The 16,412-nt window shown below is 44.0% G+C and carries 17 protein-coding genes; all 17 read right to left on the reverse strand.

Going from position 1 to position 16,412, the window contains the following annotated elements; translation table 11 throughout:
• Window positions 1–2 precede the first annotated feature (2 nt).
• On the reverse strand, window positions 3–695 hold the full coding sequence (gene phoB / locus Q7V32_RS12575) for a phosphate regulon transcriptional regulator PhoB (protein ID WP_304897327.1): 693 nt from the start codon (window positions 693–695) through the stop codon (window positions 3–5).
• Between the two features lie 319 nt (window positions 696–1,014).
• Window positions 1,015–1,137, reverse strand: a complete 123-nt coding sequence (locus tag Q7V32_RS12580) for a hypothetical protein (RefSeq protein ID WP_304897328.1) — start codon at window positions 1,135–1,137, stop codon at window positions 1,015–1,017.
• Window positions 1,138–1,163: 26 nt separating this feature from the next.
• Window positions 1,164–1,892, reverse strand: a complete 729-nt coding sequence (locus Q7V32_RS12585; RefSeq protein ID WP_304897329.1) for an MBL fold metallo-hydrolase — start codon at window positions 1,890–1,892, stop codon at window positions 1,164–1,166.
• Between the two features lie 23 nt (window positions 1,893–1,915).
• The gene (locus tag Q7V32_RS12590) at window positions 1,916–2,539 is read right to left on the reverse strand and encodes a chemotaxis protein (protein WP_304897330.1); all 624 of its coding nucleotides are present in this window, start codon (window positions 2,537–2,539) and stop codon (window positions 1,916–1,918) included.
• Between the two features lie 5 nt (window positions 2,540–2,544).
• The gene (locus Q7V32_RS12595) at window positions 2,545–4,296 is read right to left on the reverse strand and encodes a fused response regulator/phosphatase (protein ID WP_304897331.1); all 1,752 of its coding nucleotides are present in this window, start codon (window positions 4,294–4,296) and stop codon (window positions 2,545–2,547) included.
• Between the two features lie 2 nt (window positions 4,297–4,298).
• Entirely contained in the window at window positions 4,299–4,604 is a 306-nt protein-coding gene (locus tag Q7V32_RS12600) for an STAS domain-containing protein (RefSeq protein WP_304897332.1), read from the reverse strand.
• Between the two features lie 27 nt (window positions 4,605–4,631).
• Window positions 4,632–5,834 (reverse strand): methyl-accepting chemotaxis protein, encoded by a 1,203-nt coding sequence (locus tag Q7V32_RS12605; protein WP_304897333.1) that lies wholly within the window; start codon window positions 5,832–5,834, stop codon window positions 4,632–4,634.
• Between the two features lie 19 nt (window positions 5,835–5,853).
• Window positions 5,854–6,942: a chemotaxis response regulator protein-glutamate methylesterase gene (locus Q7V32_RS12610; RefSeq protein WP_304897334.1), complete on the reverse strand. Its 1,089-nt coding sequence runs from the start codon at window positions 6,940–6,942 to the stop codon at window positions 5,854–5,856.
• 9 nt (window positions 6,943–6,951) lie between these two features.
• Window positions 6,952–7,596, reverse strand: a complete 645-nt coding sequence (gene cheD / locus Q7V32_RS12615; protein ID WP_304897335.1) for a chemoreceptor glutamine deamidase CheD — start codon at window positions 7,594–7,596, stop codon at window positions 6,952–6,954.
• A complete protein-coding gene (locus Q7V32_RS12620) occupies window positions 7,589–8,437 on the reverse strand; it encodes a protein-glutamate O-methyltransferase CheR (RefSeq protein ID WP_304897336.1) in 849 nt (282 codons plus the stop codon). Before Q7V32_RS12620 ends, cheD begins: the two co-directional genes overlap by 8 nt.
• A gap of 101 nt (window positions 8,438–8,538) precedes the next feature.
• Window positions 8,539–9,039 (reverse strand): lipid asymmetry maintenance protein MlaB, encoded by a 501-nt coding sequence (locus Q7V32_RS12625; protein WP_304897337.1) that lies wholly within the window; start codon window positions 9,037–9,039, stop codon window positions 8,539–8,541.
• Window positions 9,039–9,800 (reverse strand): ParA family protein, encoded by a 762-nt coding sequence (locus tag Q7V32_RS12630; protein ID WP_304897338.1) that lies wholly within the window; start codon window positions 9,798–9,800, stop codon window positions 9,039–9,041. The genes Q7V32_RS12625 and Q7V32_RS12630 overlap by 1 nt, the downstream gene beginning before the upstream one ends.
• Entirely contained in the window at window positions 9,797–10,294 is a 498-nt protein-coding gene (locus Q7V32_RS12635; RefSeq protein WP_304897339.1) for a chemotaxis protein CheW, read from the reverse strand. The genes Q7V32_RS12630 and Q7V32_RS12635 overlap by 4 nt, the downstream gene beginning before the upstream one ends.
• 52 nt (window positions 10,295–10,346) lie before the next feature.
• Entirely contained in the window at window positions 10,347–12,686 is a 2,340-nt protein-coding gene (locus Q7V32_RS12640) for a methyl-accepting chemotaxis protein (RefSeq protein WP_304897340.1), read from the reverse strand.
• A 42-nt stretch (window positions 12,687–12,728) separates the two neighbouring features.
• A complete protein-coding gene (locus Q7V32_RS12645) occupies window positions 12,729–13,241 on the reverse strand; it encodes a chemotaxis protein CheW (RefSeq protein ID WP_304897341.1) in 513 nt (170 codons plus the stop codon).
• Window positions 13,242–13,251: 10 nt separating this feature from the next.
• On the reverse strand, window positions 13,252–15,330 hold the full coding sequence (locus Q7V32_RS12650; RefSeq protein WP_304897342.1) for a chemotaxis protein CheA: 2,079 nt from the start codon (window positions 15,328–15,330) through the stop codon (window positions 13,252–13,254).
• 15 nt (window positions 15,331–15,345) lie between these two features.
• The gene (locus Q7V32_RS12655; protein ID WP_304897343.1) at window positions 15,346–15,711 is read right to left on the reverse strand and encodes a response regulator; all 366 of its coding nucleotides are present in this window, start codon (window positions 15,709–15,711) and stop codon (window positions 15,346–15,348) included.
• Window positions 15,712–16,412: the final 701 nt, after the last annotated feature.

Below are 16,412 nucleotides of genomic sequence, written 5' to 3' on the forward strand. Positions count from 1 at the left end.
AGTCAGTCTATTAATGAAAACCGGTAACCAAAGCCACGAACTGTCTGAACCAAGTCCTCACGACCGTATTCTGCCAATATCTTTCTTAAGCGCCGGATATGGACATCCACTGTTCGCTCTTCGATATAAACGCTTCTTCCCCAGACTTGATCAAGCAATTGCGTGCGGCTATAGACTTTATCCGGATGAGTCATAAAAAATTGCATAAGACGGAATTCGGTTGGACTGACTTCCAATTGTTTGTCACCGAGGGTAAGACGGTGCTGCTCGGTATCCAAAATGATATCGCCCAAACTAATCTGGGCTAAATCCTGAATTTTACCGGCTCTTCGCAGCACTGCGCGAATTCTGGCCACCAATTCTTTTGGCGAAAAAGGTTTGGTCATGTAATCATCCGCGCCTATTTCCAGGCCTCGTACTTTATCCTCTTCCTCGCCCCGGGCAGTCAGCAAAATAATGGGAATCTCCCGGCAAAACTGATCTTTTTTTAAGCGCCTGGCCCATTCGACACCGGACATACCGGGCAACATCCAATCCAGCACAATCAGATCTGGTTGATGATCACTTAATGATTTGTTGGCCTGCTCGGCATCGGAGATCCCTGTTGCATGAAATCCAGCCTGCTCCAAAACCATCACCAGCATGTCCCTGATAGCATCTTCATCTTCAACAACAAGAACCGATATCCTAGTCATAAATACACATGTTTCGCTTTAATGCTTGATTTTAACAGTTAGTGTATTACATTTTTATGACAAGACTCATCAGCACTCAGTTAAAACACAAGAACTTATGCTCAAAAGCCGTCTGATGAGCTCCCTGGGTGGTTGATGTCTGATGGGAAAATGCAAAGCGTGGAAAATCAGTATTGATGATGCTTGAAGGAATAATCGCCGAAAGCGGCAATTAAGAATAACCAAACACGAGAGCATGAAGGCCAAAACGAGGTTTTATGCATCCTTGCACAAATATCCTGCCAAAACATAACCTGATTATAAAGATCAATCAGCTCAGTCAAAAATCGTCATCTCGGCAGGGATTGCCGAGATCCAGGTGCCATGGATGGCGAGCGCCGAACACATCCTTGTGCTCTAGATTCCGGCAATCCCTGCCGGAAAGACGTTGTTGCTGAAGCATCTTTATAATCAGGAAACATAATGACTTTATACAGCGACGCCCACATCCAGCGCTTCAAACCAATCCAGAAAGCGTTTTACGTCATCACCCTTGAATACACGGCCATGCTGAGGCGCCATAATATCGATTTCCAGTTTACGAACGCGCTCAATCCAAACACGTTTTGCCTGATTTGATGGCATCCAGCGCTGATGAAAATAACGCATATGTTCGGTATGTGCATCAAAATTATCAACATAAATGGGCGCACCTGACGGCTCCAGTGCAGCCCCTACATCGCCCGACATCAAAATCTTGGCTTGTGCATCATAGATATGAAAATTGGCGGAAGAATGAAGATAATGCGCGGGTATGATTTTTAATTCGGTAGAATCCAATTTGATACTGCCGCCATTATCGGGAATACCGACATATTCAATGGATTCACAACCGAAATGCCGGATAAAACCTTCCCACAATTTGGACGCATGCAGCTTGGCTTTAGGTAAAGCCTGATCCCATAAACCCAAGGAGGAAATGATATCGGGATCTTGATGGGACGCAAACAAATCGGTAATTTCTTCAACCGGAGCGTGGTGCAAGACGGCGGCCAACATCGGCGCAAACAATTCGACACCACCCGGGTCCATCAATAGACATCGTCTGGCCGTCCTGACCATATACTGATTGGTATCAATGATGTTAGCGGGTTTATTGACATCTCTGCCAAACATGATCCACTGGTAATTTCCTTCATAAATCTTGGTCATTTTCATGACGATTCAAGGCCTCTAAATTGTTATTTTTCTGAAAAATTAATCACTATTAATGCACTTCGACAACCCTGAACATTGTCATGAATAATTTGTGCGGCATGATCTACGCTCTCTGCTACAGCCTGTAAACTTTGCAAATATTCTCCGGCTTGAGACGCCTCAATTCTGGAATTAGCGGCAATCACACGTGCGGCCCGGGCAGGATGCATCACTTCCTGTAATTGATCCAATAGTTGGTCGATATTAACCTGAAACCTTTTACGGCAGTCATGCATCCGCTGTTGCACTAAATCTGACGAAGCTTTAAGAGAGCTTTCATTGGCAGAACCCTGTGCTAAGCGAATGACTTCCTCAAATTTATTAAAAGCATCCGTAGTTCGATATTCCTCAACCGTTAATTGATAGAGCAACATCGCATGTTCATTTATCCTGTTGACCTTCTCAATTGTTTCTTTAGCCAATTCATTGATGAAATCCGTGATGGGTTGAAAACCTCTGGCCTTTTCTCCCGCTCTAAATGCGATCGCTTTAGCATTAGCGGCTGCCAGCGAGATTTCTTTGGCAACATCCATTACCTCACTTAACTCGGCCGCAATGGATGCAACAGCTACAAATTTGGATTTAGTCTGGCTTGTTTTCTTTTTCATAACCATTAAGACTCATGCTGAGTGTTTAACATCGTCCATTCGTAAGTGGCCTTTACCTGATTTCCACTTCCGATATATTCAAAGCTTTGACATAACTTTTTCAATAAAATCATGCCTCGGCCATAGTAGGTATCCATACAGTTATCGTTTAAAGCTTCCGGATTAAAATCAAAACCTTTTCCTGAGTCCTGAACCTCAATAATTAGCTGACCTCCCTGACTGACCGGCAAATGACTGAGTGAAATCGTGATTTTTCCTTCTGATAATTGTTGTAATTGTTGCTCACGCAATTCGTAAAATCGCATAGAGCCATCAGGCGTTTGCTTTAAAGAAGAATCAAGACCCAATAAACCATGCTCCAGAGCATTGGTAAATAACTCACTCACAATGACATAAAGGGCTTCCCGGTGAGCTTTTAGCCCTTGAATTTCCATTAATGAATTCATGACAATGGGAACAGGATTTACTTTTCGAAGCGCAGACGGCTCAAATTCCAGAGACGTTTTCCAAGCCAAAGGCACGACATCAATACTGGTGCGCTCTGTTTGCGTAATAGCCCAAATCGGATTTAAAGAATTGCAATGTAATTCAACCAGGGTTAAATCATCTTTTTGATCCTGGCCTTGCGTAAACCGATGAAAAGCATCAAGTACTTGCTTAAAACCCGGCCCCTTAACACTCAAGCAAGCTTTGATGCGTTCAGTGCCAAACTCATCGCCTCCTTCTCCAAGAGCCTCGATAATGCCATCGGTAAACAAATAAAGATAAGTCTGCACGCTGGTTTGAAAAACCTGTTCCTGCGGCAGATAAGAACTGAGTATGCCCAACGGCACATTATTCGAGAGAATAGTAATAATTTCCCCCGTTTCATGATTAACCAAATAATGATCCGGTAAACCGCAGTTAATTAATTTAACGGTCTGAGAATCAGGATATAAAGCCAAAATAGTCGCCGCTAAAAAAAAATTGGCCGGCATGATCATCATTAATTTACGATTAATCTCAACCGTGATCTCGTTAATACTGAACCCTTTCTGAGCCATTCCATAAAATATTTCAGCGGTTGGACCGGCACCCATAGCCGCGGATAAGCCATGCCCGGTAAAATCACCTAGTAAAACATATAACAAATTCCCAGGGGTTCTCGCTGACAACAAGATATCACCGTTGAATAAGGCCATAGGCGATAAAAGGTAACGCAAGGCCTGTGTTTCAAAAAAACCCGCATTAATAAAGTTTTTATAAATTGAGGCGGCAATTTCCTGATCCTGCTGAGCCAATTGCCGAAAATGCTCCAATTGTTTGGCCTGAGTGACCTGGTCATGATAGAGCTTTTTAACTCGAAGCAAAGAAGCGATCTTCGCTGAGAGCAAACGGTGATTAAACGGCTTACTGATAATATCGTCACCACCGAGCGCATGACATTCGTCTAGTTTTTCTTCGGCATCAAGCCCGGTCAGAAAAATAATAGGAATGTATTCGCCAAAAAGAAACTCCCTTATATGCTTTGCTGCATTGATGCCATCGCAAACAGGCATGATAATATCCAAAATGACCAGATCCGGCCTGTATTCCTTAAATAATTCAAAGGCTTGATATCCATCAGAGCACTCGATAACTTCATGGCCAAACGCTTCGATTAATGCAGTCAGCATTTTCCGTTGCGAAATACTGTCCTCCGCAATTAAAATTTTCGCTTTAAGCTGAGGTGCGGCATCAGCAGTACCGCAGTTTACAGGATGAAAAGAAGCAGCCATCATTAACCAATCGTAAACAATTGATCAAAATTGGCAATCTGAAAAATCTTCTTCACGTCCGGTTTGGCATGAATCAGGTGAATTGCATTTTTGTTATTATTAATTTTTTCACGTAAAACCAATAACATACCCAATGCAGAACTATCAAGATAATCCGTCTTGCTCAAATCGATTATAATCCGGTCAATAGCTTGTTTATCCATGTCCGATACTTTCCGGAAATCCTGGTGCAGGCTAAAATCAAATCGGCCGGTCACTCGAATCACCAGTTCTTTTTTATCTTTATTGTATTGACTGCTTACAGACATTAGCTGTTGCTCCTTGAAATATCTTTATCAAAATAACTCTATATCGCCTTCGTCAAGAGAATGCTGCCCGACAGCCTTGGCAGAACTGGTTCTATGTTCCCATTGTTCCTTCAACTCACTCAACCGTTTAACACCATCATTCAAGACCTGAACACTCTGGGTTTGATCTCCTGATTTAAAGGTCTCAAAACTAAAGTGAATTTCATCTAACAATAGTTGGAAATGATCAATGTTGCCTTGCACATAATCAAGAAGCTGTCTAGCCATATCCTCGAATTGCAAAGCTCTCACGGCATTATTGACGTGCGAATCAATCTGTTCGGAGAGACCCGATACGTCATATAGTTTGGTTGCGATCAAGCTATTCATTTTGTCGATATCCTGCAGCATCTCGTCAATATTCGCCTTTGATGTAATCGCCACATTCATATCTTTTGAAGCCATCAATTCAATCATCTGCCTGGCTTCAGCAATGCTTGTTTTGGATTCGATAACCACTTTTCTAATTTCTTCGCTGAACTTGTCGGAATTTTTAGACAATTTCCGCACTTCATCAGCGACAACCGCAAAACCTCGCCCCGCATCTCCGGCTCTGGCCGCTTCAATAGCCGCGTTTAATGCCAATAAATTGGTTTGATCGGCAATCGTTTGAACATCATTCACCAGTTTTCTGATGAGTTCCATCCGGCTATCAACGTCACTGACGACATTCACCATCGACATACTTTGTTTACTGACGCTGATGATGTGCTCTATAAAACTGGTTAATACACTTTCGGTTTCAAGGGCGAAATCTTTAAAATTTATGGTTTGAGTGTCATTTTCGGAGCCGCCTCCTTGTACATTTGCCATCAAGGAATGGACCAATCCGGTTTGATTTTCCGTCAATCGGTGAAGCCCCTGAAAGCTTTCCGTCATTGTTCCAACGCCATCAGCAATCACCTTCTTGACCTGTATCAAATCTTCTCGCAAAACAGTCATTTCTTTAGTGGCACATTGCTCTAACTCAGCCAGATAATTATCAATCGCCCCATCAATCAAGTAGCCTTCATTATTTTTCAGCGACTCCTTATCACTGGCTGGCTGGTTTTGCATAAAAACAGACAGGCACCAGCAACAACCGAACAGCGGAATCATGATCCAATACAAGGTCTGAACGGGAAGCAGAAAAGGCGCAATAAGTCCTGTAGAAGTTAATGCGATGGCCGTCCAATAGGTTTGTCTTTTCATTTTATCCACACTAGTGCCGCTATGCTTTTAAGGCCAAAATTTGGGCTGGAATCCGCTCTAGCGGTTGAACGTAATCGACTGCACCCAATCGGTATGCCTCACCGGGCATACCCCAAACCACACTGGACGATTCGTCTTGAATAATATTAATCGCTCCGGAATCATGCATTTCCACCATACCTTTAGCACCATCAACCCCCATTCCCGTGAGCATGACACCAATCGCATGAGAACCCACATTCTGCGCGACCGAGTGAAACAAAATATCCACAGAGGGTTTATGCCGGTTAACCGGAGGTCCATCATCTAATTGACACACATAGTGCGCACCTTTGGTGATAACCATCAAATGCTTGTCGCCCGGCGCAATATAAATGTTACCGGGAAGTATCTCTTGCCCATGTTTAGCAACACAGGCATTCATTTCACTCGCCTGATTGACATGATTGGCAAAAGACTGACTGAATGCTATCGGCAAGTGCTGAGTAATCACAATCGCCGGGGAGCTTGCCGGCATTTTACTGACAACATACTTGATGGCTTCAGTTCCCCCCGTTGACGCACCTAAGGCTATCAGTTGAGCTTTCAACCGATTCATCTGTTTTTTAGGCGAACCAGTAATAATAGGGTCAAGTTTTGCCGTTGAAATACCACCCGAATTAGGGGAGTTCTCAGATGAAAGCATAGCTGCATCCAATGTCCGCACCTGGACAGTTGAAGCCATAAGGACCTTATTAATTATCTCATCGGCATATTCGTTCAATCGATTGGCTACGTCTACTTTAGGCTTGGATATAAAATCAACGGCCCCATAAGCTAAAGCATCCAAAGTCACATGAGCACCTTGTTCGGTGAGCGTCGACACCATAACAACCGGCATAGGACGTAAGCGCATCAAATTGCGCAAAAACGTCAAGCCATCCATCTTGGGCATTTCTATATCCAGGGTAAGCACATCCGGATTAAGCTTTTTAATTTTTTCTCTTGCCATATAAGGATCGGAAGCCGTTCCTACCACCTCAATAAGGGGTGAGCTGGATAAAATCTGGCTAAGCAAATTTCTTATCAAAGCCGAGTCATCAACAATTAAAACTGTTATCTTACGCATCCCTGAATCCTAAAATAGTTCAATTTCGCTTTCTATTGGAACGTCTTTAAGTTTTTTGCGATATTCAAACTCCCGGGTCACGATAGTTTGATTGTGCAAATCACTGATTTTTTTCATCCTGACCCGGCCTGTCATAGGATAGAAATTCACTTTCCGTGGATAAATATCCCCTAGATCCTGAGCCAACAACACTAAACTTTCGGTTTCGATATATTCCAGGACAAAAGCAATATTTCTCAATCCAACATCGCTTAAAGTAGGAATAATCTTGCCTCCGCCAAACAATTTAACCTCCAGGTTTTTTCGCTTTCCACCATGCGCCAAAATACTGTTGATCAAATGCTCCATCGCATAGTTACCGTAGCGCATAGCATTACCCACAACGGCATCTATGCCTCGGGCCAACCTGTTTTCAGAGGTTTCCGGCAACATAAAATGATTCATGCCACCTATATTCAACTCTTTGTCACGCACACAGGCGGCGATACAGGATCCTAAAACGGTTGTAATCAATTCATCTTCCTTAGTCACATATAATTCGCCAGGCATAATCTTGGCGGCCACTATTTGATTTTCAGGATCCCAATAACGGTTAACTTTTTCAAAACCGTTTAAAGAGGGCAGGATAATTGAACCGGTTAATGACTTAGACACGCTTCGATACCTTTTTGTAAATGGTATGGCCTATTAATTCAAAATCGGTATTGCCATGCTGTATAGTCTCACTGTGCCCAATAAAGAGATAGGCATCCATCGGCAGCAAGCTACTGTATCGCTGAGCAATGGTACATTTCGTCTCACGATCAAAATAAATAAAAACGTTACGACAAAATATAAAATCAAACGGTTGTTGCATCGGCCACTCTTGCATTAAATTCAGTTGCCGAAATCGAATACAAGCCTGTAATTCAGCCTTGACTTTAACTTTATTAATCTGAGCGCCTTTTCCATTATGAAACCAACGTTTAAGCCGGGCTTCTGAAATATTGGTAACCGTTTCCCTAGAATAAATACCATTTGCCGCCGTTTCCAATACCTTCGTATCCAAATCGGTAGCCAACAATTTGACTTCCCAGTTTGACGGCAAATTTTCCAACAATGTCATTACAATCGAATAAGGTTCTTCCCCCGTTGAGCATCCTGCAGACCAGGCTTTTATGACCTTGGTTGACTGGTTTTTTTTAATCAACTCAGGTATCAGCTTGTCTTTCAGAAATTCAAAATGATGCTTTTCTCTAAAGAAAGAGGTCAAATTCGTGGTAATCGCATTAATAAATTCTGTAAATTCTGCGTCATGATTGTTTTTCAGAAAATTGCTGTAACTTTTAAAATCCGATAAACCCAAGACTCTGATGCGCTTTGAAAGCCTGGAATAGAACATATCGAATTTTTCATCGGGCACCAAAATGCCGGAATATTCAGAAGATAATTTTCTCAGAAAATTAAAATCGTCCCAGGTAAATTCAAATTCGCGTTGTTTATCGTGCGTTGACATCAATAATGCAAAACCTGATTGTTAGTTTCAGAATCGAATAAACCACATAACTTGCCGATCAGTTAATCGGCCGTGGGGTGAAAACCTGAAGGAACCCGCCGTCAAAACAAACCTGAAACCGGTTTATCCACTTCCAACAGTTTCGATAAGCCCAGCAATTCGGAAGCTTCAATAAACCGGTCAGATGGAAAATCAATAGTGACTTGTTTACCCTGCTTCAATGCCTGTTGTTTAAACACTACCAAACACTGGAGCACCGACGTATCGACTGTTTTTACCGCGGAAGCATCGATTTCCATGTTATCGACTGAGGTCAAAAGAGTTCGCAATTGCTCAAATAGTGTTTGCACGTTTTGAATCGTATTGATTTCTTCCAATATCAAACAATTTTCAGTCTGAAAGGCATCTGTTACCTGAACGTCCTTATTCTGCTCATCAGGACTGCCGTTGCCGGGTTCGGCCTGCATATCGACCTCCTGCGGATTATTATCGGTATCGGGTATTGGCAAAGACGCGCCATCTAATTCCTGACTTTGTGAAGCATTGTTCATCCAGGCTAAAGGATCGAACCCGATCAGACTAGGGGTATCTTTGGAAGCCATCACATTACCTTGCCTTCAATAAAATTATTTGCCAGCTTTGCAAAATCCTTGGCTACAGGACTTTTTGGCTGATATTCCAGAATCGTTTTACCAAAACCGGGGCATTCTGCGAGCGATGCAGTTTCACGTATCACGGTTGCCAATACTTGCCCGGGAAAATGCTTGAGCAGCGTATCCAGGACTTCCTTAGATAATCTTCGGGTTGATGCATAACGGGACATGACTAATAACGTTTTGTATTTTTTTTTCAGGACTTGCTCAAAGCGCTTAATTGTAGCGACCAAATGTGAAAGCCCCTGCAGTGACAGAAAATCACTGCACATGGGGATTAACAACTCATCAGCGGCAAACAAGGCATTTGCGGCCAATATTCCGGAAGACGGTGGGCAATCCATAAATATAAAGTCCTGGTCTTTCAACTGATTTTGTAAGGACAATCTCAACAAATCGCCTCTTGCAACACCGCCTTCGGTTAACTGCTCAATTTCCCGCAATTTTGGCCCCGAAACGATGAGTTGAAGGTTGTCTCTTACGGGAATCACCTGCGTTTCAATATCGCTATGCCCCAACAACACTTCATCGATTCCCGACTTCGCCGCGTCAACAACTCCAAGAGAAACAGCAAGATGCCCTTGAGGGTCCAAATCGATGAGCGTGACTTTTTTTCCCATCATTGCCAGCGCGTGGCAAAGATTGGAAGAAGTTGTCGTTTTACCGACGCCGCCTTTTTGGTTGATAACGGCGATAATTCGTGGGTTCATAACAAACTTTCAATCTTGGTTAAGTCGTCGACATCAAGTAATTTATCCACATCCAGCAACATGATCATGCCTTGCTTGGCAACATAAATGCCGCGCATGTATCGAGTATCAATGTTGACCCCGAAGTTGGGTGCCGGCTTGATATCAGCCAGATTTAGATCCAGCACATCGGATACGGTATCGGCAATGACACCTAAAACCATCGGATGGTCATTATTATTAATGGATAACACAATCACAACCGTTACCGGTGTGTACTCGACATTCTCAAGACCGAATCGCTCTCGTAAATCCAGTACGGGAACAATGGTGCCGCGCAAGTTCAAAGCGCCTTTGATAAACCCCGGCGTATTAGGTATCTTTCTGACCGGCTCCCAACCCCTGATTTCCTGAACTTTAAGTATTTCAACGGCGTAAGAGTCCCCTGCCAGTTCAAATGTTAAAAACTGATTGACTTCTTTATCGTTTGGGCTGGGTTGATTTTCGCTTTTCATAATGAAGTGAAGCCTTTGTCCTGTCTATCAACAAACCGGATTATCGTTGTCATTAAAACTCTTCCCATTCATCCTTATCGGCAGTTGCCGAAAATCCGGAAGCGGGTCCCGCTTTTACCGGAGCAGGATTCACTCTGGCCTTAACCGGTGCAGACGAAACCGGAGCACGACTTACTTTTTCGGGGCGTTTTTCGGAGACTTGATCCAGTTTGAAAAAATTCAGCAAATCAGCCATTGTTGTGGCCTGATCGCTCATTGAAACACTTGCAGCTGAAGCTTCTTCAGCCAACGCGGCATTTTGTTGCGTGATTTCGTCCATTTGAGAAACCGCCTGATTGACCTGCTGTATGCCTTGGGCTTGTTCGGTGCTGGCCGAAGCTATTTCAGAAATAATGTCGCCGACTTTCTTAACGCTAATGACAATTTCTTGCAGCGCTGCGCCTGTCTCATTGACAAACTCAGTACCGGAGCGCACTTTCTGAACGCTGTTTTGAATCAATTCCTTACTTTCTTTGGCCGCAACTGCACTTCGCTGCGCCAAATTACGCACTTCTGTCGCAACCACTGAAAACCCTCGGCCATGCTCACCTGCTCTCGCCGCTTCAACCGAAGCATTCAGTGCCAATAAATTGGTTTGGAAAGCGATCTCATCGATAACGCCGATAATTTCGGCAATTTTGTTACTACTTTCATTGATCTCAGCCATCGCAGTGACTGCCGAGTTAACCACGGTGCCGCCTTTTTCAGCCAACTGCCTTGCCATATTAGCCACTTGATTAGCTTGTTGTGCATTGTCGGCATTGTTTTTCACAGTACCCGTCAGCTGCTCCATACTGGATGCCGTTTCTTCCAGACTTGACGCTTGAGTTTCAACCCGTTGTGACAGGTTGTTATTACCGCTGGCAATTTCATGCGAGGTATTGCTGATAAAATCAGCTGAGCTTCTGATATGGCTGACAATTTCGCTTAATTTATCAACAGTTTCATTGATATCATTTTTACATTGAGCATAAACACCTTGGTAATCCGTCGTTATGCTTTGGGTCAAATCTCCTGCCGACATGGCTTTCATCACGCGAGCGACATCACCGAACGCGGTCTCGATCACATCGGTCAGTTCATTGATACCTAAACTTAACGTCGCAAAAAATCCCTCCTTTTGGTCCATTGCTATTCGGCCGTTCAACACACCCGACTTGACCTGATCAACAATATCAGCGATTTCCCTCTGAATGCTGACTTCTTCACTCCGGTCTATCCATTCCACGACAGTACCCAGACGCGTCTCGTTGGCGTAGACCGGGGTCGCAATGACGACCATGGTTCTGCCGCCAATACTCAATTCAGCTCTGAAGGTTTGCGTCAATTTCGCCAGCATTCCTCTTTGATGTGCCGGGTTTTTGTGGAAAACATCGATGTTCGCGCCGATCAAAGCATCCGCATTGTAATCCGGCAAATCGCGTCTAAAGGCCGTTTCATTTTGCTTAAACATGCGTTTTGCGGCATTGTTCATGTAGATAATGTTCAATTCCGCGTCGGCCATCATCACGTTGCCGGTAACCTGATCCAGCGCTTGCTTAATTCTTTCTGTTGATGCGCCGGCCTCCAAACTTGCAGAGAAATCGGAATTCAACTTAACCTGCATCGATTGCAGCGCGCGATTGAGATTACCGATTTGATCCAGACGGTTGATATCGACCTGATTGCGAAAAAATCCGGCCGCCGCTTTATCGCAGAAGCCAATGGTCTGCTCGATTGAACGGCTCATTATCCGGTAAGTATGAACAGCCAAAAAAAGGCCTACTAATGCGCTGGTAGACACTGAAGCGAGCAAAATGTAATTGCCGGCAACAACCGCTTGATAAGCGCCATAAAACACGGGTAATAACAGCATTAACAAGGACAAACCGGCTTTTTTCCAAAGCGCCATTTGTTTGATTGCATTAATTTTTGCACTTAAACCGGCAGGCCTCAGTGCCGCCTGATTGGCGCTCACTTTTTGATAAAGCGCTTCAGCCTGATTGATCTGATCTCTCGTCGGCGGCTGGCGAACGGACAGATAGCCCGCTACCTGTTTATTCTCGTAATAAGGCGTGACATTGGCCTCAACCCAGTAATAATCGCCTGATTTGGTCCGGTTTTTAACTAACGCTATCCAAGGATTTCCCGCTTTTACGGTATCCCATAAATCTTTAAATGCGGCGGGTGGCATATCAGGATGGCGAACCATATTATGATTCGAACCAATCAGCTCATTTCTGGTGAAACCACTGATTTCAACGAACGCATCGTTAGCGTAGGTGATACTGCCTTTTAAATCAGTTTTGGTAACCAGTATCGTGCCTTTTTTCATCACGATTTCGCGATCGGTTACAGGCATATTTATTTTCATTGTAAAGGCTCCCCGCTAACTTCAATATTCAATAGTTCACTGTTAATTTTCATCATCATCCACGCCATCTAATTTAAGCAATTTGTTAACATCCAACAGCATCACCATGCGCCCATTCACCGTTATCAGGCCGTTGATATACTCGGTGCTGACTTTGCTGCCAAAATTAGGCGCGCTCTGTACCGATTTTTTATCGACATCAATGACGTTCGACACGGCATCGACCACCACTCCCATCACCCGCGTTTTATTTCCGATCATGGCCTGCAATACCATGACCACAGTCAAAGCACTGTAATGGCCATGCCCCAAATGGAAGCGCTCGCGTAAATCAATAATGGGAACGATAGCCCCACGCAAGTTCACTACACCTTTTTCGTAAGAAGGCACATTAGGAATGCGAGATACCGGTTCCCAGCTTCTGATTTCCTGAACACTGAGGATATCGACGCCATACTCTTCATTACCCAACGTAAAGCTGAGAAATTGGGAGCTGGAAGCCAAGCGCTTCTTTTCAGCCCGTTCTATTTCATTATTTTCGGCTACTTGTGACATAACGTGATTTTTACTGATTTGCCAGGCGGACGAGCCCTGGAATGTCGAGAATTAATGCAACGGAGCCATCGCCCAGTATGGTTGCACCGGAGACACCTTCGATACGCCGATAGTTGGCTTCCAACGATTTGATAACGACCTGTTGCTGCCCCAGAAGATCGTCAACAAACAATCCGCAGCGAACACCCTGGCCTTCGACAACCACCAATAATCCTTCACTAAGCTTTGTGGTTTTAACATTCGGCACTTTAAAAATTTCATGCATTCGAATGATGGGCAAATATTCGCTGCGCAGCAGAAACGTTTCACCTTTGTCAGCCACACGGTTAATGCGTTCTTCTTTGATATGAAGGGATTCGATGATTGAACCTAGCGGCACAATGTAAGTTTCATCGCCCACCGCAATAGATTGACCGTCAAGAATAGCCAATGTCAGCGGTAAATGAATGGAGATGGTGGAACCTTTCCCCAATTCAGAAATGATTTCTATATTACCGCCCAAGGCCTGAATATTACGTCGCACCACATCCATTCCGACGCCGCGCCCGGAAATATCCGTCAGTTGTTCTGCCGTAGAAAACCCCGGCATGAAAATCAGTTCAAAAGTCTGCTTGTCAGTCAGAATGGCATCTTCATCCAGCAAGCCTTTTTCAATGGCTTTAGCCCTAAGCCTGTCTTTATCCAGTCCCTTACCGTCGTCACTGACTTCAATAACGATGTTACCGCCTCGGTGGTAAGCTTCGAGTGTCACGGTACCCGTCTCAGGCTTACCGACCGCGACACGCTCATCAGGCATTTCTATGCCGTGATCAAGACTGTTTCTGACCAAGTGAACCAGAGGATCGCTGATTAGCTCTACGACGGTCTTATCAACTTCGGTATGCTCGCCAATAAGCTTTAGATCAATTTTTTTACCCAATTTATTGGACAGGTCATGCACAAGACGGGAAAAACGGCTAAAAACCGAATTGATAGGCATCATGCGAATATTCATGACACTTTCTTGCAATTCGCGGGTGTGTCTTTCCAGCTGAGCCAAACCATTTTTCAGCTGATCCTGCTTGCTCATATCAAAGTGCTCACCGATCAAACTCAACATTGATTGAGTAATGACCAGTTCACCTACCATATTAATCAGCGTATCAATCTTGCTGGTATCCACCCGAATGGATGTAGAACCCTTGTTCTTGGCTTCATCACCCGGCGCTTTTTCTTTGATGACCACCGGCGTGCTGATTTCTGCTGGTTTACTAACACCGGCCTGAACAACGTGCTCCGCCGCAGGATGCTGCGCCCGGTTAGCGGAAACCTGGTTTTCAGCGCCAGGTACTAAAAGGGATAAATCATCGGCTTGATAAAGCGGTTGAATAGCCAGATCGCAATCATCTTCAACCCAAGCGAAAGCCTCATCGATTGGAGCACGGTCAATATCGCCTTTAAGCACCAAATTCCATGACAAGTGGCATTCTTCCGGGTCAAGCTGATAAAAATCAGGCACACCCCTGAAATCTGCGGTGACTTCCAATTCACCCAGCACACTTAACTCCCTGAACATCCTGACGGGATCATTGCCGGTTTTTAACAAATCGGTATGCGGACTAAAAGCAATATGCCAGCCTATTACTTTAGAGTCCGATTGATGGGCCTGATTGGAAAGCGGTTCGTGTGCAGATAAAGACTTATCCTGTTGGCTTGAACCCGACTTCTGCTGCTCCAGGTCTAAGGCATGCTTATGCTCTGCAACCCGTTCAGCATCGATGGCTTGTCCTTCTTTGACCGCAAAAAGCATTTCTCTTAAACAATCGACAGACCCCAGCAACAGGTTTACCGCAGCCTGAGTAATCTGTCTTCGGCCATCACGCATTTCATCCATGAGTGTTTCCATGACATGGGTGAAATCTGAAATTTCGGTAAAACCGAAGGTTCCACTTCCGCCCTTGATGGAATGTGCTGCCCTGAAGATACTGTTAATTGCTTCACTGTCAGGTTCACCCGGACTAAGGTTCAAAAGGCCGGACTCCATGATATCCAGCCCTTCAAAGCTTTCTTCAAAAAACACTTGATGAAACTGCGCCATATCGATGGACATTGATAGATCCTTTTTTTACCCAAGAACCTTACTAATGGTCTTTAACAACTGATCAGGATTGAAAGGCTTAACAATCCAACCCGTTGCACCGGCCTCTTTACCTTGTTGTTTTTTGTCCATTCCAGACTCTGTAGTCAGTAATAACAAAGGCACAAACTTGTAATTAGGCAATGCTCGCAAATCCCTGATCAGCGTTATTCCATCCTTATTCGGCATATTGACATCGGTCACCACGCAATCGAATTTTCTGGCTTTTGCCTTGTTTAAAGCATCACTTCCATCTACCGCTTCAACAACATCATAACCGGCGCCCTTCAATGTGAAAGAAACCATTTGCCTCATAGAGGCGGAATCATCCACTGCTAAAATACTTGCCATCATTTGCTCCAAAAAAGTAAAAAATTAAAGTTAGAAAATAGAAACCGCGGTTCAACCAAGTAAACGAGAGTCCTGATTAATTTTTCCCATCACACCCGTTTTTTGGGTTTTTCTAACTCATTAAAACTTGAATTTTAGATCAGACTTCATGTGCGACTGAACTGCAGACGCTCTAACAATTTGTAATAGTCAGAATTTAAATTGATGTGACGAGTATAGTTAGTATCCTTACAAAAACCAGGAAACACAGACCTAATTTAAACAGGTCTAAAATTACGCATTACAAGTCTTGACTCTTTAAGTTTTCATGGCATGCATGTTAAAGAAAGAGCGCTCAGATCTAAAACCAGATAACCATTAACACACAAACGGCTGCTTGCAGCCGTAAGTCCACGCCCCGAAGCGCAGGCCTAGGCTGTAGTGGTTGAAAAATAAGACCCGGTAACTGATTGAACGGGTCGCCATAAACAAACTCTGCGTCTAATAGTCCGCGCATAAGTCGCGACCGTCCGTCTTCGGTTGAAGCCCCTTGAGTTTCAGATGTTTGAGATGAGTTTGATAGTTTTGCTTGAAATCAAATGCGGATAATGCTGTCATTGACTTGTAACCACATGATTCGTGGAGAATGCCGTCTAGAAAGGGTTTGATGTTACATTTTAAAGTCAATCAAATAGAGAGGGCTTTCCCCGCGTTAGCGGCTTCGT

The sequence above is a fragment of the Methylicorpusculum sp. genome, from assembly GCF_030651835.1.
Classification (GTDB): Bacteria; Pseudomonadota; Gammaproteobacteria; order Methylococcales; family Methylomonadaceae; genus Methylicorpusculum.